The sequence below is a fragment of the Ancylobacter mangrovi genome, from assembly GCF_024752355.1.
Taxonomy (GTDB): Bacteria; Pseudomonadota; Alphaproteobacteria; order Rhizobiales; family Xanthobacteraceae; genus Ancylobacter; species Ancylobacter mangrovi.
Window position 1 is genome coordinate 388,247 of record NZ_JANTHZ010000001.1, and the last position, 20,654, is coordinate 408,900.

A 20,654-nucleotide genomic window follows, 5' to 3' on the forward strand; every position below is an offset into this window, starting at 1 on the left:
CGTCCCGCCTCGCTTGCGATGCATCCCATGAAGCTACGTTCGTCACCCGCCTCGCCCTTCGGCCGCAAGGCCAAGATCGGGGCGGCCCTGTGCGGGATCGCCCTCGAGATCGAGCCCGCCGACACCACGGATCCCAAGGATTCGGTGCGCGCGCAGAACCCGCTCGGCAAGATTCCCGTGCTGCTGCGCGACGATGCGGCGCCGCTGTTCGATTCCCGGGTCATCCTCGACTATCTCGACGCCGAGGCCGGCGGCGGGTGCATCGTGCCGGCGGGCGGCGAGCCGCGCTTCGCGGCCCTCACCGCGCAGGCGCTGGCCGACGGGCTGATGGATGCCGCGCTGCTGCAGGTCTACGAGGTGCGCTTCCGGCCCGAGCAGATCCGCAGCCCCGACTGGCTCGCCACCCAGGCGGGCAAGGTGGAGCGGGCGCTGGCGGCGTTCGAGGCCGCGCCGCCGGCCGCGGGGAACGTCTCCGCGCCGGCCCATGTCGGGGAGATCGCCCTCGCCTGCGCGCTCGGCTATCTCGACCTGCGCTTCGAAGGCGCCTGGCGCGCCGGCCACCCCGCGCTGGTGAGCTGGCTGAACAGCTTCGCTGCACGCGTGCCCGCTTTCGAGGCAACGCGCTTCCACGGCTGACGCGCCGCGCAAACGAAAAACCCCGGGCGTCGCCGCCCGGGGTCTTCGAGATCGGATCGATCGACGGCCGCGAGGGCCGGCGGATCAGAACTTGTAGTTGATGCCGGCGCGCACGACGTTGGCGGTCAGGCCGCTCTTCACGCCGATGCTGTCGTAGTAGTCCTCGCCGAGATCCATGTAGAGGTACTCGGCCTTGACGGTCCAGTTGTTCGTCAGGCCGTACTCGACGCCGCCACCGACGGTCCAGCCGACGGCGGTGTTATCCGAGGACAGGCCGAGGTTGGAGTTCTTGACCTCGTTATGACCCCAGGCGAGACCGCCGGTCACGTAGGGCAGCACGTTGTCGAACGCGTAGCCGAGGCGGGCGCGCACGGTGCCGAAATAGTCCATCTTGGACTCGTAGCCATAGGCGTCGTCCTTGATGTCCGAACCCTGGAAGTCGGCCTCGGCGCCCAGCACGACATTGTTGCCGAACTGGTAGTTCACGCCGATCTGGCCGCCGCCGAGGAAGCCGTCGGGGTCGAGGCCGAGCGTGGAAGCCCCGCCCTCGCCCGAACCCCAGGCGTAGCCGGCGTTGGCACCGAGATAGAAACCGGTCCAGGTAAAGGCGGGCTCGGCCACAACCACCGGGGCCTTGGTCGGATAAGCCTGCGGCAGGTCGGCAGCGAAGGCCGGCGCCGCGACGAGAAGGGCAGCGGCGGCCATGCCCGAGCGGATGATCGTGTTCATAAATACTCTCCGAACGACAACGAAACTGGCATTCAGCCAAGCTCGGATCGGAGATAGGCGCCCAGATAGGCATGTCGAGGGCTGGATTGCGGCAGAAACCGCCAAATTCGGGCACCGATACCACCGCCGATGCGTGTCTGCGAGCCCGCAACCCCGCATGAATGCTGATTCTTCGGCGAAATATTCCGCTGCGTCAAACTCGCAAAAGACGCAACAATTTTGCCATTATCTGCAATCGAATGTAGGTCGCTGTTGCGAAAACAACACAAAAATCGTCATGCAGCCAAATGAAAACGGCCGCGGAACCCGGTACTCCCGGGCCCCGCGGCCGTCTGTCGAAAAGGAAGGCGCGGCGGATCAGAATTTGTAGTTGATGCCCGCGCGCAGCATGTTGGTGGTCAGGCCGACATCGGCCGGGCCGGCGACCGTGTTGTAGGTCTCCGAGCCCATGTCGAGATAGAGGTACTCGGCCCGCAGGGTGATGTTGTTGCTCAGCGCGTATTCACCGCCGAAGCCGAGCGCCCAGCCGGTGTGGGTGTTGTCGTCCTTCAGGCCGCCGACCTCATAGGTGCCGCTGCCATAGGCGAAGCCGCCGGTGCCGTAGACCAGGAACTGGTCCATGGCGAAGCCCGCGCGGGCGCGGATGGTGCCGAAATAGTCCAGCGTGAACACCGAGCTCTCGACATTCGAGTACTGCAGGTCGGTCTCGATGCCGAGGACCAGCGGGCCGGCGCCCTGCCAGTTGTAGCCGGCCTGGATGCCGCCGATGAAGCCGTCCGTGTCCGGCGACCAGTCGGCGGTGCCCCAGCCATAGCCGGCATTGGCGCCGATGTAGAAGCCGGTCCAGGTGAACGGCATCACCGCCTCATAGGCGGGCGCTGCCGGGGCCGGGTAACCGAGATCGGCCGCCGCGGCGGGCGCGGAAATCAGGGCCACGAGGCCGAGACCCGCAAGAATGCTGCGTTTCATGTTGCTCTCCTGAGTGTCGCGCGGGCGCACGGCCGGGCCCGCCCCCGTAAATTCGGATGGCTGACACTCCCATAAATGTATGAGCAGAATCTTAGGGCATTTCGTAAGGATAGAGTATGCTTAACATCCGGTTTAACGCGCAATTTGAGAATTAATATTCAGAGATCGTAAAGATTTCCGCCGCGCCAGCGACGAAATACGCAGGCAGACGTGCAATATTCTTCATTTCATAGTTATCGGAAGGTAAATTCCGCCCGCCACCCGCCCGTCCGCGCGGCGTGCCTTCACGCAAGGAGGTGGCTGGCGCGGATCGACGGGCGGCGGGAAATTCCCCATATGATGGCGCCACTTCCGATCCGCCTCACCCGCCTGCCAGCGAGTTTGCCTGCCCATGCCCGTCTCCGCGCCCATCACTCCCGCTTGCCCTCGCCCGGTCGCGCTGGTGACCGGCGGCGCGGTGCGGATCGGCCGCACCATCTGCCTGGCGCTGGCGCGGGCGGGCTATGACGTCGCCGTGCATGTGCGGCATGAGGGCGAAGCGGGCGATGCCGCGCGGGCGGCGATCGAGGCGGAGGGCGCGCGGGCGGTCGTGCTCGCCGCGGAGCTGACCGACCCAGAGGCCATGGCCCGGCTGGTGCCCGCCGCGGTGGAGGCGCTGGGGCCGGTGAGCCTCCTCGTCAACAATGCCTCGGAGTTCCAGCCGGACGGCGTCGGCGATCTCGACCTCGCTCGGTGGGAACGCCATTTCGCCGCCAATCTGCGCGCGCCGGTGTTCCTCGCTGAGGCCTTCGCGCGTGCCCTGCCGCCGGATCGGCACGGGGCGGTCGTCAATATCATCGACCAGCGCGTACTCAAGCCAACGCCGAACTATCTCTCCTACAGCCTCGCCAAGAACGGGTTGTGGTCGGCGACGCGCATGCTCGCCCAGGCGCTCGCGCCGCGCATCCGGGTCAACGGCATCGGCCCCGGCCCGACGCTCGCCAGCGTGCACCAGGACGGAGAGGATTTCGCGCGCCAGTGTGCGGCGCTGCCGCTGGGCCGCGGGCCGGCGCCGGAGGAGATCGCCGAGGCGGTGCTGTTCCTCGCCCGCGCGCGCAGCATCACCGGGCAGATGATCGCGGTCGACGGCGGCCAGCACCTTGCCTGGCGCACGCCGGACACCGAGACCGACTAGCGCCGGCGCGCATCCGCGAAGGTGAAGGCGCCGATGCCGCCCATCACCAGCACCGAGCCCACCAGCTCGACGAGCGAGACCGTCTCGCCCAGGAACACGAAGGCGAGCCCCATCGTCGCCACCGGGCTCACCGTGCTGATCATCGAGTTGGCCGAGGGCGAAATCCGCTTCAGCGCCGCATTGAGGAAGAAGGTCGGCAGTACCGTCGCGCCGATGGCGATCATCAGCGCCAGCACCAGCAGGTGGCCGGACACGAACAGCCCGTCGATCGGCCGGAACAGGGCGAACTGCACCAGCGAGGCCACGGCCGCCGAGGTCATGGCGATGCAGGTGAACAGCGCCGAGCCGATGCTGCGCAGCAGCCCGCCGGCGAGGAGCTGGTAGAGCGCGAAGCTGATCGCCGACATCGCCACGAAGGCGACACCGCGCAGCGTGTCGTTCCCGCTCGCCGCGAAGTTCTGCATGAAGATGATCGCGAGGCCCGAATAGGCGACGGCGAAGGCCAGCAGCGCCCGCGCCCGGATCGGCTGGCGGAAGAACAGCGCGCCGAGCAGCACCACGAACAGCGGGTAGGTGAACAGGATCAGCCGCTCGAACGAGGCGGAGATGTATTCAAGCCCGATGAAGTCCATGTAGCTCGCGAACCAGTAGCCGAGCGCGCCCACCAGCACCGTGCGCCCTACCACGCTCAGCGACGGCATCGCCTCGCCATGCGCGCGCATCCGGACGATCGCGATCGCCCCGATGACGAGGTAGAAGGGAAGCGCGAACACCATGCGCAGCGCCAGCACGGTCTCGGGATCGAGCCCCTGCGCATAGGCGAGCTTGATGATGATGCCCTTCGAGGCGAACAGGATCGCACCGGTCGCACCAAAGACGTAACCGGTCAGCGGGACGGCGGGCTTTGCGCCCGTTTCAGCGAGGCTGGACATTGTCGTTTCGATCCGATGGCCGCGGCGCGGCCGGACCGAGCCCTTAAAGGGTCGGCGAGGTCCGCGCAATGGACTTGGCGCCCGCTCACGGCAGCAGGCGGCGCGGCGTCCAGCCCTGGAGCCGGTCCATGACGTTGGGTCGCGCAACGAAGATCAGGTTGTTGACGTAGCTGTAAGGCTCGCGGGCGGAACCGCCCTGCCCGTCGAGCGCTTCCGGGCGCTGGTGGCGTGCCGGATCGAAGGTCTCGACCGGATGCAGCCCGTCCGCCAGCGCGTAGAAGCCGCGATAGCCCATCGGCTCCAGCGTCGCCCGCACGGAAGCGACGGCGCCGGCGCGGTGGCGCTCCTCGGCCTCGATCAGCAGCGAGGGCCGGCTGGCGCCGATCAGCCGCCGGGCGCCGTCGAGCACGTTCTGCTCGTGCCCCTCGACGTCGATCTTGATGAAGGCGACATCGCCCTCGATGCAGTCGTCGAGGCGGCGGCAATACACCATCAGCTCGTCGACCAGCCTCGCGCCCGACACCGACCCGTTGAGGTCGATCGCCGCCATCGGCGAGTGGCCGACCGGGATGTGGAGCTCGGCGATGCGGTTCTCGTCGCTCGCCGCGCATTCGAACAGCGTCAGACGGCCGTCCTTCAGCGCCGGCCCGAAGCGGCTGCGGATCACGCGTCCCATGGCGGGGTTGGGCTCGAAGGCCAGCACATGCGCGCCGAGCCGCAGCATCCAGTAGGTGTAAAGGCCGTGATTGGCCCCGACGTCGCAGGCCGTCTCGCCCTGCCCGACGAGAAGGGGAAGGAATTGCAGCTCGCTGTTCGGATTTCGGGCGGCCTTCAGGTCCGCCCACCGACTCAACAACCCGACGGCACGCGGCAGGCGGTTCTCACCTGCCGTTCTCAGAATTTCCAGCACGCCCAGCCCTCGGCCCCCTGCGAGGAGACCCCCCAAAGCAACTCCTTAGCACATCGGCGCGATTTCCGAGCGGTATGGCGAAGGCGCGTCCGCCCCCCTGTTCCAGCCGGGTGTGAATCCGTATCTAGAGGGCATGACGCGACCGAACCCAGACCTGCCCGAGCCCGAAGACGACGAGGACGCTACTGCGGCTGCGGAGCAGGAAGCGAGCCTGCCGATCGAGGAGCCCGAGGAGGCCGAGCCCGCGCCGGGCTCGGTGGCGACGGGCCGCGCCGCGATCCAGCGCGCCATCAAGCACGCCCCGAACGGCCCGGGCGTCTACCGCATGCTGGGGCCGGACGGCACCGTGCTCTATGTCGGCAAGGCCAAGAGCATCCGCAAGCGCATCGTCGCCTACACACGCCCGGCGGGCCTCACCGCGCGCATCATGCGCATGGTGGCGGCCACCGCCGAGATGGAGTTCGTCTCGACCCAGACCGAGACCGAGGCGCTGCTGCTGGAAGCGAATCTCATCAAGCAGCTTCGCCCGCGCTTCAACGTGCTGCTGCGCGACGACAAGTCGTTCCCCTACATCCTCATCACCCGCGACCATGACGCGCCGCAGATCACCAAGCATCGCGGCGCGCGCAACAGGCCGGGCGACTATTACGGCCCCTTCGCCTCGGTCTGGGCGGTGAACCGCACCATCAACGCGCTGCAGAAGGCGTTCCTGGTGCGCTCCTGCTCGGACAGCTTCTACGAATCGCGCACCCGCCCGTGCCTGCTGTTCCAGATCAAGCGCTGCGCCGGGCCCTGCACCGGCGAGGTCAGCCACGAGCAGTATGCCGACTATGTGCGCGAGGCGCGCGACTTCCTCTCCGGCAAGAGCCGGGCGGTGAAGGAGCAGCTCGCGCACGAGATGGAGGACGCCTCCGAGGCTTTGGAATTCGAGCGCGCCGCCGCGCTGCGCGACCGCCTCGCGGCGCTGTCCGCCGTGCAGGGCACGCAGGGCATCAACCCGCGCTCTGTGGAGGAGGCCGACGTGTTCGCCCTGCACCAGGAAGGCGGGGCGACCTGCGTTCAGGTGTTCTTCTTCCGCACCGGCCAGAACTGGGGCAACCACGCGCTCTACCCGCGCGCCGACCGCACGCTCGGCCCGGCCGAGGTGCTGGAGTCGTTCCTCGCCCAGTTCTACGAGGACAAGCCCTGCCCGCGCCTCATCCTGCTCAGCCACGACGTCGCCGAGCGCGAGCTGCTGGAGGAGGCGCTCGCCACCCGCGCCGGCCACCGGGTGGAGATTTCCGTGCCTAGGCGCGGCGAGAAGCGCGAGCTGGTCGAGCACGCGCTGCAGAACGCGCGCGAGGCGCTGGGCCGCAAGCTGGCCGAGAGCGCCAGCCAGGCGCGGCTGCTGGGCGAGCTCGCGCGCGCCTTCGAGCTGAAGCAGGCGCCGGGCCGCATCGAGGTCTACGACAACAGCCACATCATGGGCACGAACGCGGTCGGCGGCATGATCGTGGCTGGACCGGAAGGCTTCGCCAAGAGCCAGTACCGCAAATTCAACATCAAGTCCGCCGACCTCGCCCCCGGCGACGATTACGGCATGATGCGCGAGGTGCTGACGCGCCGCTTCTCGCGGCTGCTGCGGGAGAATCCGCGCGCCGAGCCCGCGCCGGTCGCTGCCGACGGCGACGGCGCGGGCGCGGGCGCGGCCCTCGCCGAGCGGGAGGAAGGCGTCGCCGAGGCCGCCTCCACCGCCTGGCCGGACCTGCTGCTGATCGACGGAGGTCCGGGCCAGCTCAAGGCGGCGAGCGAGACGCTGGCCGCGCTCGGCATCACCGACGTGCCGCTGGTGGGCGTCGCCAAGGGACCGGACCGCGACGCCGGGCGCGAGACCTTCTACCGCGAGGGGCACGAGCCGTTCCGGCTGGAGCCGCGCGACCCGGTGCTCTATTTCGTGCAGCGCCTGCGCGACGAGGCGCACCGCTTCGCCATCGGCTCGCACCGGGCGCGCCGCACGCGCGAGATCGGCCGCTCCGGGCTGCAGGAGATCGCCGGCGTGGGGCCGACCCGCAAGCGCGCGCTGCTGCATCATTTCGGAACTCTGAAGGCCATCGAGCGCGCCTCGCTCGCCGATCTCGAGGCCGTGCCGGGCGTCAACGCGGCCACCGCGCGGGCGGTCTACGATTTCTTTCACGCCAAACCCGGCTGAGGCCCTTGAGACCGCCGGCTGCCACGGGAAGGTCACAGCCTCGATTCATGCTGATGAAGGGCATTTGACGAGCAGCGGCGGCGCGGTGCGATTGACGTTGCCCGCCTGCGTCATTACCTCGGTCCAACGGGAGCCGGCAGCATGGTCGATGTCACCTCCAGCCACGAGACAATCACGGAGCCTGGAAAGGTGAAACGCGGACACGCGCTCGCGCTGCCCAACCTCCTCACCTATGGCCGGTGCGTCGCCGTGCCGATGGTGGCGGCCTGCCTGTTCTGGGCCGACATACTGGAAGGCGGGCTGTGGCTGCGCTGGCTGGCGCTCGGCATCTACATCGTCGCCGCCATCACCGATTTCTTCGACGGCTACCTGGCGCGCGTCTGGTCGCAGCAATCGGCGATCGGCCGCATGCTGGACCCGATCGCCGACAAGCTGCTGGTCTCCACCTCGCTGCTGATGCTCGCCTCCGACGGCACCATCCGCGGCTGGTCGCTGTGGGCGGCGGTGGTGATCCTGTGCCGCGAGATCCTGGTCTCGGGCCTGCGCGAATTCCTCGCCGAGCTGCGCGTGAGCGTGCCGGTGACGCGGCTCGCCAAATGGAAGACCACCGCGCAGCTCGTCGCCGTCGCCGTGCTGCTGGCCGGCCCCGCGGGCGACAAGCTGGTGCCCGGCATCACCCTGGTCGGCATCGTGCTGCTGTGGATCGCGGCGCTGCTGACGCTCTATACCGGCTGGGACTATTTCCGGGCCGGGGCGCGCCATCTCATCGAGGACGACGTGTGAAGATTCTTTATTTCGCCTGGGTGCGCGAGCGCATCGGCCTTGCCGGCGAGGAGATCGCGGTGCCCGAGACGGTCCGCACCGTGGCCGAGCTCGCCGGCTGGCTGGCCGCGCGCGGCGAGGGCTATGCCCGCGCCTTTGAGAACCCGCGCGTGGTGCGCGCCGCGCTCGACCGGCGCCACGCCAAGCCGGACACCGCCCTCGCCGGCGCCAGCGAGATCGCCTTCTTCCCGCCGATGACCGGCGGCTGAGCCGGGCCGGCGAACGAGGCGGCGGGCGGGACCGCCGAGCGGGAGATCAAGCCATGTTCACGGTGCGTATCCAGTCCGGGGATTTCGATGCCGCGGCGGAGGCCGCGCGGCTGACGCAGGGCCGCACGGATATCGGGGCGGTCGTCACCTTCGCCGGGCTCTGCCGCGACGACGACGCGGCCGGCGGCGCCCCGCTGGTGGCGCTGACGCTGGAGCATTATCCGGGCATGGCGGAGGAGGAGATCACCCGCCTCGTCGGCGAGGCCCGCGCCCGCTGGCCACTGCTCGGCGCCACGGTGATCCACCGCTACGGGCGGATCGTGCCCGGCGACAACATCGTGCTCGTGGTCACCGCCTCGCCCCATCGCGGCGCCGCCTTCGCCGCGGCCGAGTTCCTGATGGACTGGCTGAAGACCCGCGCCCCGTTCTGGAAGCTGGAAGAGCGCGAGGACACCAACGACTGGGTCGCCGCCAAGGATTCCGACGACGAGGCGGCCGGGCGCTGGGAATAGGACGCCGAGGTTAGGCGCCGGGACTGCCCCTGACGCAAGAAGGCCGCCCTTGCGGGGCGGCCCTCCCTGTCTGATCCGAGCGATCGAGCGGTGCGCGTCAGGCCGCCGCGTCGGCGGTGGCCTTCTTCGGCTGCACTTCGGCCATGTAGTCCTCGAACAGCGTCTTGGTCACCGGGCCCGGCTGGTAGTGGCGGCCGGCGATCTCCGACACCGGCGTCACCTCGGCGGCGGTGCCGGTGATGAAGCACTCGTCGAAGCTCTCCAGCTCCTCCGGCTGGATCGCCCGCTCGACCACCTCGATGCCGTGGCGCCGGGCGAGGTCGATCACCGTCCGGCGGGTGATGCCGTTCAGGAACGCGTCGGCGAGCGGGGTGTGGATCACCCCGTCCTTCACGAAGAAGATGTTGGCGCCGGTGCATTCCGCCACCAGGCCGCGCCAGTCGAGCATCAGCGCGTCGGCATAGCCCTCGCGCTCGGCGGCGTGCTTGGAGATGGTGCAGATCATGTAGAGACCCGCCGCCTTCGAGGTCGAGGGCGCGGTCTGCGGGTCCGGCCGGCGATACTTCGCCATGCCGATGCGGATGCCCTTCAGCCGCTCGGCCGGGTCGAAATAGCTCGGCCATTCCCACGCCGCGATGGCGAGGTGGATCTGGTTGGCCTGCGCCGACACGCCCATCATGTCCGAGCCGCGCCAGGCGACCGGGCGCAGATAGGCGTCGGACAGCTTCTGCTTGGCCAGAAGCTCGCGGCAGGCCGCGTTGATCTCGGCCTCGCTGTAGGGAATCTCGAAGTCGAGCAGCCGCGCGCTTTCCTTCAGGCGCGTGGTATGCTCGTCGAGCTTGAAAATCTCGCCGCCATAGGCGCGCTCGCCCTCGAATACGCAGCTTCCATAATGCAGACCGTGGGTCAGCACGTGGACCTGGGCGTCCTGCCACGGCACGAAGGCGCCGTCATACCAGATCCAGCCGGTGCGCTTGTCGAAAGGTTCGCTTGCCATGGTTGTATCTCCCGAACAGGTCGCCGGCGCCCATGGTGGCGTCGCGGCCCTCTTGTCCTTCAGCATGGCGGCTTCGGCCTGCGCGAGACGCTATATTTTGCCTCGCAGTCGAAGTCCCGTTATCTTTCGCCGCCTCGTAGGCAGCCAGTCTACATCCCGCTCCGGACCGGGTCGAACGGCAATCCGAACGATCCTTTCGCCAAGCGGGAGTTCTCGGTAACGATCATAACGAAAAAAGTCAACATGGCTGACATAAATGTCTCGCTGCCGTCGCGGCCGGCCAAGGCCGATCCAGCTTCCCCTGCCCGCCTCGCGCCGGCGCAGGACGCGGAGCCCATGGTCGATCTGATCGAGCTGTTCTTCTTCGCCTACCGCAATTTCGTGAGCGATCCCGACGAGGTCCTGCAGGGCTTCGGCTTCGGCCGGGCGCATCACCGCGTGCTGCATTTCGTCAACCGCCATCCCGGCATGCGCGTCACCGACCTGCTCGACATCCTGCGCATCACCAAGCAGAGCCTCGGGCGCGTGCTGCGCGAGTTGATCGACCAGGGCTTCGTCGACAGCCGCGCCGGCTCCTCCGACCGGCGCCAGCGGCTGCTCTTCCTCACGCCCAAGGGCGAGGCGCTGGCGCAGCAGTTCGTCGCGCTGCAGTCCCAGCGCATCGCCCGTGCGCTCGCCGAGTGCGGGCCGGACTCGCGCGAGATGGCACGCCGCTTTCTTGTCGCCATGATCGATCCCGAAGATCGCAGCCCGATCGAGAAGCTCATTGCCCGTGCCGACCAGGCGGCGGAAGCGAGGACCGCTCCGCGCACCCGGCCGGCCGGCTGAGAGACGCATGTGATGCTTGACGCCGAGAGCCCGGAAAAGGCGAGGGTTAGCCGCACGATGCCCGCCGACGATGCCGTCCATCTCATGATCGTCGACGACGACCGGCGCATCCGCGACCTGCTCTCGCGATTCCTCACCGAGCACGGCTACCGCGTCACCACCGCCGAATCCGCCGCCGACGCCCGCGCCCGCATGAGCGGGCTCACCTTCGACCTGCTCATCCTCGACGTGATGATGCCGGGCGAGAGCGGATTCGAGCTCGCCCGCGCCGTGCGCGCCGAGTCCGAGGTGCCGATCCTCATGCTCACCGCCCGCTCGGAGCCGGGCGACCGCATCGAGGGGCTGGAGATCGGCGCCGACGACTACCTCGCCAAGCCGTTCGAGCCGCGCGAGCTGCTGCTGCGCATCGGCAACGTCATCAAGCGCGCGGCCACCCCGACCACGCAGGCGATCGAAGCCGTGCGCTTCGGCCCGTTCGTTTTCCATCTCGAGCGCGGCGAGCTGACGCGCGAGGGCGAGCCGGTGCGCCTCACCGACCGCGAGCGCGACATGCTGCGCGTGCTCGGCGCCCGCCCGGGCGACACCGTGCCCCGCCAGGCGCTGGTCGCCCCCGGCGTCGCCGCCGGCGACCGCGCGGTCGACGTGCAGGTGAACCGCCTGCGCCGCAAGATCGAGCGCGACCCGGCCAACCCGACCTATGTCCAGACCGTGCGGGGGGTGGGCTACCGGCTGGTGGTCGCGCCTTGAACCGCGTGAACCTGCTCGACAACCAGATGATGGGCGCCGCCCGCGAGCGGCTGCGCCTCACCCAGGCGCGCATGCGCGAGAACAATGCCCGCTTCGGGGCGTGGTTCAACCGCGTCATGCCAAAGGGGCTCTATGCCCGCTCGCTCATCATCATCGTCACGCCGATGGTGATCCTGCAGTCGGTGCTGGCCTTCGTCTTCATGGAGCGGCACTACAACGCGGTGACGCGCCGGCTCTCCGCCGCCGTCTCGCAGGACATCACGGCGCTGACCGACCTCAGCGCCGGGTTCCCGACCCAGGCCGACCGCGACCGGATCAAGCAGATCGCGCAGTCGGCGATGGGGCTCACGGTCGACTTCCTGCCCGGCGAGCGGCTGCCCCCGCCCGGTCCCAAGCCGTTCTTCTCCATCCTCGACTCGCATTTCACCAGCGAGCTCGGCAAGCGGCTGAAGCGGCCGTTCTGGACCGACACGGTCGGCAACTCGAACCTGATCGAGGTGCGCGTCCAGTTCGACGATATGGTGATGCGCATCTTCGCCCGCCGCTCGCAGGCGTATCTGTCCAATTCGCACATCTTCCTGGTGTGGATGGTGGGCACGGCTGTGCTGCTGCTGGCGGTCGCGATCCTGTTCCTGCGCAACCAGATCAAGCCGATCGAGGCGTTGGCGGACGCCGCCATCGCCTTCGGCAAGGGGCGCGACGTCACCGGCTTCCGGCCGCGCGGCGCGCGCGAGGTGCGCGGGGCGGCGCTCGCCTTCCTCGAGATGAAGCGGCGCATCGAGCGGCAGATCGAGCAGCGCACCACCATGCTCGCGGGCGTCTCCCACGACATGCGCACCATCCTCACCCGCTTCAAGCTGGAGCTGGCGCTGATCGGCGACACCGACGAGACCGAGGCGCTGCGCAACGACGTGGACGAGCTCCAGCGCATGCTGGAGGCCTATCTCGCCTTCGCCCGCGACGACACGACGGGCGAGGCGCCGATCATGGCCGACATCGCGCGCATCATCGACGACACCCGCCACAATGCCGAGCGCCAGGGCGCGGACGTGAGCGCCCGCTTCGTCGGCGACGATACGCTGGTGATGATCCGTCCGGACGCGTTCCGGCGCTGCCTCGCCAATCTCGTCGGCAATGCGCGGCGCCATGCCAAGCGGATCGAGATCACCGGCACGCGCGACGAGCGCTGGCTCACCGTGACGGTCGACGACGACGGCCCGGGCATCCCGCCGTCGCGGCGCGACGACGTGTTCCGCCCGTTCGTGCGGCTCGATGATGCGCGCAACCAGGACGCCGGCGGCTCGGGCCTCGGCCTCACCATCGCCCGCGACGCCGCCCGCGCCCATGGCGGCGACGTCATGCTGGGCGACAGTCCGCTGGGCGGGCTGCGGGCGACGGTGCGGATTCCGGTCTGAGGCGGTCCCGGCGGCCGCAGGCGGCCGTCAGAACAGCCGCGCGCCGTTCGGCACCTCGTTATCGGGCCGGAACAGCACCACCGCGCCGTCCTCGTCCGGGAAGCCGAGCGTCAGAACCTCCGACATCATCGGGCCGATCTGGCGCGGCGGGAAGTTCACCACCGCCGCCACCTGCCGGCCGATCAGATCCTCCGGCGCGTAGTGCACGGTGATCTGCGCCGACGATTTGCGGCAGCCAATGTGCGGGCCGAAATCGATCACCAGCCTGATCGCCGGGTTGCGCGCCTCGGGAAACGGCTCGGCCTGGATGATCGTGCCGACGCGGATGTCGACCTTAAGGAAATCCGCGATCGAAATCTGCTCCAACGGGGCAAGGCTCACTTTCCACTCCTCACATGCAACGGGGCCTCATCCCGACGCGGCGCCGCCCGTCAGGCGGCGGCGGGCGCCTCGGGTTCGGGAGCGGGAGCGGGCCGCTCGCGGCGTCGCCCGCCGCAGGTCGCGAGGACGCAGAAGCTGTCCAGCAGCCCCAGCGCCCGCTCGCCCTTGGAGAGCTCGCGGTCGATGGTCGACATGGTCTTGGCGAGGCCCGGGTCGTCGTCGTGCAGGAAGGTCCTGAGCGTGCGGCCATAGACCAGCGCCAGCCCCTGGGCGCGCGCCGCGCCCTTGAGCCCGGCGGTGTCGATCTTCGCCGCCGCCAGCATCCACTGCGCCGAGCGCACCGCAAGCTTGTTGAGCGTGAGGGCGAAGAACGGGTTGCCCCGCGCCGAGCCCGCCAGCGAGCCGAGCGCCGCCTTGTGCGGCGCCAGCACGTCCATCCGGCGCATCAGCACGTCGAACAGGCGGTCGCGGGCGGGCTGCTCGGCCATCGCCTCGTCGCCCTCGCTCGCGACGCCGGCGAGCACCTTGCGGTCGACGTCGCGGATGAAGGTGGAGAGCATGTCGAAGGTCGAGCCGAAGGCCGCGCGCAGCTCGACCAGCGAGACGTCCGCGCGCGTCGCCACGTCATTGAGGCCGATGCGCTCGAAGGGGCGTTCGGCGAGCAGCGCGAGGAAGCTGTCGAGGATCCTGCCGCGCGGATCCTGCGCGGCGGCTGTCGTTCCGGAAGTGTCCGTCATCGTGACCTCCTGAGCTGAACATGGCCCCACTCCAACTTAGGACTCGCAGCGGGCGAGGAGAAGGCCTTCCGGCGCAACGGCGTGTGCCGTGGCGCCACCTATCCCGCAAGCTCGCGTGAGCGCCGGGCGGCCGCGGCGACGGCATCGGCGAGCAGCGGGCCGAAACCGCGCTCCTCGTCCATCAGCACCGCCAGCGCCGCCGCCGTGGTGCCGTTCGGCGAGGTCACGTTGCGCCGGAGCTGGGCCGGTTCGATCCCCGAGCGCAGCATCAGCTCGCCCGCGCCGGACACGGTGGCCCGCGCCAGCCGGTCGGCCATGTCCGGGGAGAGCCCGGCCTGCACACCCGCCGCCGCCAGCGCCTCGGCCAGCAGGAACACATAGGCCGGTCCGGAGCCGGAGACGGCGGTGGCGACGTCGATCAGCGCCTCGTCATCCACCCATTCGACCCCGCCGGTGGCACGCAGCAGCGCATCGGCGATGCTCGCCTGCCCCTCGGTGACCGCGTCGTTCGGCACCGCGACGGTGATGCCGCGCCCGATCGCCGCCGGGGTGTTGGGGATGGAGCGCACCACCGGCTGGCCGGGGGCGAAGGCGGCCTCGAGGAAGCCGAGCGTGCGCCCGGCCATCACCGAAACTACCAGCGTATCCGGCCCGGCGAGCGGCGCCGCGCGGGCGAGCACCTCGGGCGCCGCCTGCGGCTTCACTGCCAGCACCATGACCGCCGGCGGGCCGCCATTGAGCGGGTTCAGCGCGACGCCGTTGGCCTCCAGCAGAGCGGCCACCTCGGGCGGCGGCGAGGGATCGATGACGGCGGCAAGGGCCGGATCGAGGCCGAGGCCGAGCCAGCCTTCCAGCATCGCCCCGCCCATCTTGCCCGCGCCCACCAGCAGCACCCGCCCGGGGATGTCGGAAAGTGTGGCCATGATCGTCACTCCTCAACCGGCGCGCCGCGACGGCGCCGTCGCCCATCATGCCCGACTTGTGACGGGCACCCGCAGCTTTGGCAATGGGCGGAGGATCGGGAACGGGGAGCTATGGCGGGGGGCGTCTGTCGCCGGCGGGCCGGCCCGGCCGGTCGGCGCGAGAAAGGGACGGCCGCCGCTACGCGGCGCCGGCCGTCCGATGCGCGGCGGGGCTCAGGCCTCGCCGATGGTCTCGAACAGGGTGGCGTCCATCGCCTCGCGGGCGCTCTTGCCGGCCCAGACGACGAACTGGAAGGCGGGGAAATAGCGCTCGACCGCCTCGACCGCGCATTCCATCAGCACCTCGCACTGGCGGTCGGTCGCTTCCGCGCCGGCCAGCAGCAGGGCGTGGCGGAACATGATCACGCCCTCCTTCGACCACAGGTCGAAATGGCCGATCCACATCTGCTCGTTGATCAGCGAGAGCAGGCGCAGCACCTCGGTCTTGCGCTTCTCCGGCACCTTGAGGTCGAAGGCGCAGGCGACGTGCAGCGCCTCCACCTCGTCCATCCACTGGAACGAGACGTGGCAGTCGGTCCACCGCCCCTCGAGGGAAATGGTGATCTCGTCCTCCGCCGACCGCTCGAACGCCCACTCGTTGAGCGCCGCCATCCGCTCGATCTGGTCGAGCGGGTTGAGGCGGGTGTCGGTTTCGAAATCGGTATAGGTCATGCTGGACCTCGCAAGAATGGGCGCGAAACGGATCGACGCGTCAGGACGATGAAGCGCTGCATGGGATAGCTGGCAACCGGCGCCATGCATCGGATCATGCGTTCGATCCTGACCGTATCGTGCCCCTCGGGCGCTGCCGGACCGGCCTTCCGGCTGGAAGGCCGTGTCGTCAAGGTGTCTGGATTCGCGCCGTCGCCGCAAGGGCCGAAACGCGCGCGGGGCGATGAGTCCACAAGGGCCGGTTCAGCCGAGCGAATCCGGCGGCTCGGCGGTGCCGAGTTTGGCCTCCAGCGCCGCGATGCGGGCGGCAAGGCGCTCGTTCTCCTCGCGCGCGGCGGCGGCCAGCTCCTTCACGGTTTCGAATTCCTCACGCGTCACCACGTCGAGCTCGCGCAGGATACGCTCGGCCTGGGCGCGCATCACGGTCTCGGCCTCGCGCCGCACGCCGGTGGCGACGCCGGCGGCGTCGTTCATGAGCCGGGCGAAATCGTCGAAGATGCGGCTGGTGGTCTGGGTCATGGTTTTCTCCGGCTCGGGCGCACACTATGGCACGCCTCTTGGGGAAGAATGGGGCGGGGGGGCAACCTCCGCAAGGGGCGTGGGCGCAGGTGCGACGTTGCGCGGAGGGCATGCGGGCGCTCCAAACGCCTTGATCCCGTCACTCCGGGAAGGCAAGTGAGGCGGTGCGCCCCGGTCCTGCCGAGTCGCACCGGCCGCCCCGCGCCACCTCCTCCCGGGCGGGCGCGCACAGACGGGCCACACCATGCCGAGACCTTCGCACCGCCCGCCGAACCCCTGCCTGCCGCCCCACTGCCCGCCGCAACCCTGCCCGCCGAGCCACCGCACGTCGAGCCCCTGCGCAGAGACCCCGTAATGCTCTTCACCCCTCCGCTGTTCGCGCTGCCCTTTCCGAACATCGATCCGATCCTGATCGAGTTCGGCCCGTTCGCGATCCGCTGGTACGCGCTCGCCTATGTTGGCGGCCTGCTCATCGGCTGGTGGCTCGCCAAGAAGCTGTGCGCCAGCCCGGCGCTGTGGGGCGGCAAGTCGCCGATCGAGCCGGAGGAGTTCGACGACGCCATCGTCTGGGTCGCCTTCGGCGTCATCCTCGGCGGGCGCATCGGCTATGTGCTGTTCTATAACCTGCCCTACTATGCGGGGCATCCGCTCGAGGCACTCACCGTCTGGCACGGCGGCATGTCGTTCCATGGCGGGTTCATGGGCTCGATCCTCGCCATGTACCTGTTCACGCGGCGGCGCAGCCTGTCCTTCGTCTCGATGCTGGACATCGCCGCCTCGGTGGTGCCGGTCGGGCTGTTCCTCGGCCGCATCGCCAACTTCATCAATGGCGAGCTGTGGGGCCGCCCGTCGGACGTGCCATGGGCAATCGTGTTCCCCCATGGCGGGCCGCTGCCGCGCCATCCCAGCCAGCTCTACGAGGCGGGGCTGGAGGGCCTCACCATCTTCATCGTGCTGCAGATCGCCATCCGCATGGGCGCGCTGAGGCGGCCGGGCACGGTCGCCGGCCTGTTCGTGCTGCTCTATGGCTGCTCGCGCATCTTCGTCGAGTTCTTCCGCGAGCCGGATCCGCAGCTCGGCTATCTCGCCGGCGGCTTCGTCACCATGGGCATGGTGCTCTCGCTGCCGATGCTGGCGCTGGGCGGCTGGCTGATCTGGCGTGCCCGGCGGCGCCCGGCGCTGAATGCCGGCCAGCCCGCATGAGCGCGCCCGCGGCCCGGAGCCCGGCTGGCACCACCGCGCTCGGCGAGGAGATCGCCCGGCAGATCGCCCAGACCGGGCCGATCACCGTCGCCGACTATATGGAGCGCTGTCTGCTCCATCCGCGTCTCGGCTACTACACGACGCATGAGCCGTTCGGCGCGGCCGGCGACTTCGTCACCGCCCCCGAGATCAGCCAGATGTTCGGCGAGCTGATCGGGCTGTGGGCGGCCGACACATGGATGCGGCTCGGCTCGCCCGCCTCCTTCGTGCTCGCCGAGCTCGGGCCCGGGCGCGGCACCATGATGGCCGACGCGCTGCGCGCCACCGCGATCGTGCCTGGCTTCCACGAGGCCGCCCATGTGGTGCTGGTGGAGGCCTCGGCGCGGCTGCGGGCAAAGCAGGCGGACACGCTGCAGCGCTTCGACGTGAGCTGGGCCGCCTCCTTCGACGACCTGCCCGCCGGCCCGCTGATCCTGCTCGCCAACGAATTCTTCGACGCGCTGCCGATCCGGCAGTTCCTGCGCACCCCGGAGGGCTTCGCCGAGCGCATGGTCGGCCTCGGCGGGGACGGCGCGCTCGCCTTCGGTCTGCGGCCGGCCGCGCGGCTCGACGCGCATGCCGAGGCCGTGCTGCGCCAGGCGCCGGCCGGCGCGCTGCTGGAGATCTGCCCTGCGGGGCTCGCCATTGCCGAGCGGCTCGGGGGCCGGCTCGCCGCCTCGGGCGGGGCGGCGCTCCTCATCGACTATGGCCATGCCGGCGGCTTCGGCGATACGCTGCAGGCGCTGCGCGAGCATGCCTTCGACGACGCCCTCGCGCATCCGGGAGAAGCGGACCTGACCGCCCATGTCGACTTCGGCGCGCTCGCCCGCGCCGCGCAGGCGAACGGCGCGCGGGCCTTCGGCCCGGTGATGCAGGGCGCGCTGCTCGAGCGGCTCGGGCTGGAGACGCGGGCCGAGCGGCTGAAGCGCGACGCGGACCAGACGGTGCGCGCCGCCATCGACGCCGCCCGGACGCGCCTCGCGGGCAGTGGCGAGGGACAGATGGGCGCGCTCTTCAAGGCGCTGGCGCTGGTCGATCCCGCGTTCGGCATACCGACCGGCTTCGCGCCGGACGAGGCGTTCCCGGAAGGCTCCACAGGCACGGAAGGCTCCACATGAAGGTCGAATCCTCTGCCCTCGCGGCGCTCCCCGGCATCCGCCACGCCTTCTTCACCCGCAAGGGCGGCGTGTCGCAGGGCATCTATGCCGGGCTCAACGGCGGCACGGGCTCACGCGACGAGCCCGGGCACGTGGCGCAGAACCGCGCCCGCATGGAGAGCGCGCTCGGCGTGCCGGCGGGGCACCTGCTCACCTGCTGGCAGATCCACTCGCCGGACTGCGTGGTGGTCGAGCGCCCGTGGGAGGAGCGCCCCAAGGCCGATGCGGTCGCTACCGCCACCCCCGGCGTCGCGGCGGGCGTCGCCATCGCCGATTGCGGCCCGGTGCTGCTTGCCGACGGCGAGGCGCGCGTCGTCGCCGCCGCCCATTCGGGCTGGAAGGGCGCGGTCGGCGGCGTGCTGGAATCGACGCTCGCCCGCATGGAGGAGCTCGGCGCCCGGCGCGAGCGCGTGGTCGCCGCCATCGGCCCGCTGATCCGGCAGGAGAGCTACGAGGTCGGGCCGGATTTCGTCACCCGGCTGACCGCGATCGACCCCGAAAACGACCGCTTCCTCGTGCCCTCCTCCCGCGCGCACCACGCGATGTTCGACCTGCCGGGCTACATCGCCATGCGGCTAAAGGCGGCGGGCGTCGGCACGGTGGAGGACCTCGGCCTCGACACCTATGCGGACGAGGCGCGCTTCTTTAGCTACCGTCGGGCCACCCATCGCGGCGAGCCCGACTACGGACGTCTCGTCGCGGCCATCACGCTGGTCTGAGCCATCATGCTGCACTTCACCGCGCCCGAATTCGCCCGCCGCAAGGAGCGCCTGCTCACCGAGATGGCGGCGCACCGGCTCGATGGACTGCTGATGTTCCAGCAGGAATCGATGTACTGGCTGACCGGCTACGACACGTTCGGCTTCTGCTTCTTCCAGGCGCTCTGGCTCGGCGCCGACGGGCGGCTCGCCCTGCTCACCCGCTCGGCGGATCTCAGGCAGGCGCAGCACACCTCGCTGATCGAGGACATCCGGGTCTGGACCGACCGCGCGGACGCCACGCCCCAGGGCCAGCTTCGCGACATGGTCGCCTCGCTCGGCGGCGCGGGCGGGCGCATCGGCGTCGAATATGACAGCTACGGCCTCACCGCCGCCAATGGCCGCAAGCTCGACACCGCCTTCGACGGCGTCGCCACGCTCCACGACGCCTCCGGCCTCGTCGACCGGCTGCGGGCGATCAAGTCGCCGGCCGAGATCATCTATGTCCGCCAGGCGGCCAAGCTCGCGCTGGCCGCGCGCGACGCGGCGATCGCCACCATCGGCGAGGGCGTCGACGAGGGCGAGGTACTCGCCGCCATGCAGGGGGCGGTGTTCCGCGGCGGCGGCGACTATCCGGGCAACGAGTTCATCATCGGCTCGGGCCGCGACGCGTTGCTGTGCCGCTACAAGGCCGGCCGGCGGCAGCTCGATTCGGAAGACCAGATCACGCTCGAATGGGCGGGCGCCTACCGCCACTACCACGCCGCGATGATGGAGACGGTCGTCGTCGGTCCGCCGCGCGGGCGCCATCTCGAGCTGTTCGCCGCCGCCAGGCAGGCGATGGAGGCCTGCGCCCACGCCATCGCCCCCGGCCGCACGGCGGGCGAGGTGTTCACCGCCCATGCCCATGTGATGGACGGGCACGGCCTCGCCGAGCACCGGCTCGCCGCCTGCGGCTATTCGCTGGGGGCGAAATTCACCCCCTCCTGGATGGACCCGCCCATGTTCTACGCCGGCAACAACTGGCTGCTGGAGCCGGGCATGGTGATGTTCGCGCACATGATTCTGATGGACAGCGCGAGCGAGACCGCCATGTGCCTGGGCCGGACCTTCCTGGTGACGGTTAACGGTAATGAGTGCCTGACCGACGCGCCTCTGGACCTCATCGTTAATTCCCTTTAACCATTTCCCCCGGAACGTCGGCGACAGCCGCGGCGC

23 protein-coding genes are annotated in these 20,654 nt (G+C 69.8%); 13 read left to right on the top strand and 10 right to left on the bottom strand.

Translation table 11 applies throughout. The annotated features are described in order from the left end of the window. Positions 1 to 27: 27 nt before the first annotated feature. A complete protein-coding gene (locus NVS89_RS01765) occupies positions 28 to 636 on the top strand; it encodes a glutathione S-transferase family protein (RefSeq protein ID WP_258730757.1) in 609 nt (202 codons plus the stop codon). A gap of 84 nt (positions 637 to 720) precedes the next feature. On the opposite strand, the gene NVS89_RS01770 is transcribed toward NVS89_RS01765, so the two are convergent. Continuing rightward, positions 721 to 1,365, bottom strand: coding sequence for an outer membrane protein (locus NVS89_RS01770; protein WP_258730758.1), 645 nt, complete (start codon positions 1,363 to 1,365; stop codon positions 721 to 723). A 357-nt stretch (positions 1,366 to 1,722) separates the two neighbouring features. After that, entirely contained in the window at positions 1,723 to 2,334 is a 612-nt protein-coding gene (locus NVS89_RS01775) for an outer membrane protein (protein ID WP_258730759.1), read from the bottom strand. Positions 2,335 to 2,725: 391 nt separating this feature from the next. On the opposite strand from NVS89_RS01775, the gene NVS89_RS01780 reads away from it, so the two are divergent. Further along, positions 2,726 to 3,508 carry an SDR family oxidoreductase gene (locus tag NVS89_RS01780; protein WP_258730760.1) on the top strand — a complete coding sequence of 261 codons (783 nt, stop codon included), beginning with the start codon at positions 2,726 to 2,728 and terminating at the stop codon, positions 3,506 to 3,508. Here NVS89_RS01780 and NVS89_RS01785 read toward each other — a convergent pair. Further along, positions 3,505 to 4,440: a DMT family transporter gene (locus tag NVS89_RS01785; RefSeq protein ID WP_258730761.1), complete on the bottom strand. Its 936-nt coding sequence runs from the start codon at positions 4,438 to 4,440 to the stop codon at positions 3,505 to 3,507. The genes NVS89_RS01780 and NVS89_RS01785 overlap by 4 nt on opposite strands. Positions 4,441 to 4,525: 85 nt before the next feature. After that, positions 4,526 to 5,293, bottom strand: a complete 768-nt coding sequence (locus NVS89_RS01790) for an FkbM family methyltransferase (RefSeq protein WP_258730762.1) — start codon at positions 5,291 to 5,293, stop codon at positions 4,526 to 4,528. Between the two features lie 190 nt (positions 5,294 to 5,483). Here NVS89_RS01790 and uvrC point away from each other — a divergent pair, with 190 nt between their 5' ends. The 4 genes from uvrC (at position 5,484) to NVS89_RS01810 (ending at position 9,081) form a co-directional block, all read left to right on the top strand. Then, positions 5,484 to 7,538 (top strand): excinuclease ABC subunit UvrC, encoded by a 2,055-nt coding sequence (gene uvrC, locus NVS89_RS01795; RefSeq protein ID WP_258730763.1) that lies wholly within the window; start codon positions 5,484 to 5,486, stop codon positions 7,536 to 7,538. Positions 7,539 to 7,679: 141 nt separating this feature from the next. After that, complete coding sequence (gene pgsA / locus NVS89_RS01800; protein ID WP_374114508.1) at positions 7,680 to 8,321, top strand: CDP-diacylglycerol--glycerol-3-phosphate 3-phosphatidyltransferase; 642 nt, start codon at positions 7,680 to 7,682, stop codon at positions 8,319 to 8,321. Next, positions 8,318 to 8,569 (top strand): molybdopterin converting factor subunit 1, encoded by a 252-nt coding sequence (gene moaD / locus NVS89_RS01805; protein WP_258730765.1) that lies wholly within the window; start codon positions 8,318 to 8,320, stop codon positions 8,567 to 8,569. Before pgsA ends, moaD begins: the two co-directional genes overlap by 4 nt. 53 nt (positions 8,570 to 8,622) lie before the next feature. Then, positions 8,623 to 9,081, top strand: a complete 459-nt coding sequence (locus NVS89_RS01810; protein WP_258730766.1) for a molybdenum cofactor biosynthesis protein MoaE — start codon at positions 8,623 to 8,625, stop codon at positions 9,079 to 9,081. Between the two features lie 97 nt (positions 9,082 to 9,178). Here the strand turns inward: NVS89_RS01810 and NVS89_RS01815 are convergent, their stop codons facing one another. Then, complete coding sequence (locus NVS89_RS01815) at positions 9,179 to 10,078, bottom strand: branched-chain amino acid aminotransferase (protein ID WP_258730767.1); 900 nt, start codon at positions 10,076 to 10,078, stop codon at positions 9,179 to 9,181. Positions 10,079 to 10,321: 243 nt separating this feature from the next. Between NVS89_RS01815 and NVS89_RS01820 the strand changes: the two genes are divergently transcribed. The 3 genes from NVS89_RS01820 to NVS89_RS01830 are packed head-to-tail and all read left to right on the top strand — an operon-like array spanning position 10,322 to position 13,068. Next, positions 10,322 to 10,906: a MarR family winged helix-turn-helix transcriptional regulator gene (locus tag NVS89_RS01820; RefSeq protein ID WP_258730768.1), complete on the top strand. Its 585-nt coding sequence runs from the start codon at positions 10,322 to 10,324 to the stop codon at positions 10,904 to 10,906. A 12-nt stretch (positions 10,907 to 10,918) separates the two neighbouring features. After that, complete coding sequence (locus NVS89_RS01825) at positions 10,919 to 11,653, top strand: response regulator (RefSeq protein WP_258730769.1); 735 nt, start codon at positions 10,919 to 10,921, stop codon at positions 11,651 to 11,653. Between the two features lie 26 nt (positions 11,654 to 11,679). Beyond that, entirely contained in the window at positions 11,680 to 13,068 is a 1,389-nt protein-coding gene (locus tag NVS89_RS01830; protein WP_374114519.1) for an ATP-binding protein, read from the top strand. Positions 13,069 to 13,095: 27 nt separating this feature from the next. Here NVS89_RS01830 and NVS89_RS01835 read toward each other — a convergent pair whose 3' ends face one another. The 5 genes from NVS89_RS01835 to NVS89_RS01855 all read right to left on the bottom strand — a co-directional run bounded on the left by NVS89_RS01835 (position 13,096) and on the right by NVS89_RS01855 (position 16,339). Further along, positions 13,096 to 13,449, bottom strand: a complete 354-nt coding sequence (locus NVS89_RS01835; protein ID WP_258730770.1) for a tRNA-binding protein — start codon at positions 13,447 to 13,449, stop codon at positions 13,096 to 13,098. Between the two features lie 50 nt (positions 13,450 to 13,499). Next, positions 13,500 to 14,186 carry a TetR/AcrR family transcriptional regulator gene (locus NVS89_RS01840; RefSeq protein ID WP_258730771.1) on the bottom strand — a complete coding sequence of 229 codons (687 nt, stop codon included), beginning with the start codon at positions 14,184 to 14,186 and terminating at the stop codon, positions 13,500 to 13,502. Positions 14,187 to 14,284: 98 nt separating this feature from the next. Then, a complete protein-coding gene (gene proC, locus NVS89_RS01845; protein WP_258730772.1) occupies positions 14,285 to 15,109 on the bottom strand; it encodes a pyrroline-5-carboxylate reductase in 825 nt (274 codons plus the stop codon). A gap of 213 nt (positions 15,110 to 15,322) precedes the next feature. Further along, complete coding sequence (locus NVS89_RS01850) at positions 15,323 to 15,820, bottom strand: type III secretion system chaperone family protein (protein ID WP_258730774.1); 498 nt, start codon at positions 15,818 to 15,820, stop codon at positions 15,323 to 15,325. A 243-nt stretch (positions 15,821 to 16,063) separates the two neighbouring features. After that, positions 16,064 to 16,339 carry an accessory factor UbiK family protein gene (locus tag NVS89_RS01855; RefSeq protein ID WP_258730775.1) on the bottom strand — a complete coding sequence of 92 codons (276 nt, stop codon included), beginning with the start codon at positions 16,337 to 16,339 and terminating at the stop codon, positions 16,064 to 16,066. Between the two features lie 354 nt (positions 16,340 to 16,693). Between NVS89_RS01855 and lgt the strand changes: the two genes are divergently transcribed. Genes lgt through NVS89_RS01875 form a run of 4 tightly spaced genes read left to right on the top strand, consistent with a single transcriptional unit; the run spans position 16,694 to position 20,618 of the window. Then, positions 16,694 to 17,542 (top strand): prolipoprotein diacylglyceryl transferase, encoded by an 849-nt coding sequence (gene lgt / locus NVS89_RS01860; protein ID WP_258730776.1) that lies wholly within the window; start codon positions 16,694 to 16,696, stop codon positions 17,540 to 17,542. Then, positions 17,539 to 18,699 carry a class I SAM-dependent methyltransferase gene (locus tag NVS89_RS01865; protein ID WP_258730777.1) on the top strand — a complete coding sequence of 387 codons (1,161 nt, stop codon included), beginning with the start codon at positions 17,539 to 17,541 and terminating at the stop codon, positions 18,697 to 18,699. The genes lgt and NVS89_RS01865 overlap by 4 nt, the downstream gene beginning before the upstream one ends. Continuing rightward, entirely contained in the window at positions 18,696 to 19,457 is a 762-nt protein-coding gene (gene pgeF / locus NVS89_RS01870; RefSeq protein WP_258730778.1) for a peptidoglycan editing factor PgeF, read from the top strand. Before NVS89_RS01865 ends, pgeF begins: the two co-directional genes overlap by 4 nt. 3 nt (positions 19,458 to 19,460) lie before the next feature. Further along, the gene (locus NVS89_RS01875; RefSeq protein ID WP_258731499.1) at positions 19,461 to 20,618 is read left to right on the top strand and encodes a M24 family metallopeptidase; all 1,158 of its coding nucleotides are present in this window, start codon (positions 19,461 to 19,463) and stop codon (positions 20,616 to 20,618) included. Positions 20,619 to 20,654: the final 36 nt, after the last annotated feature.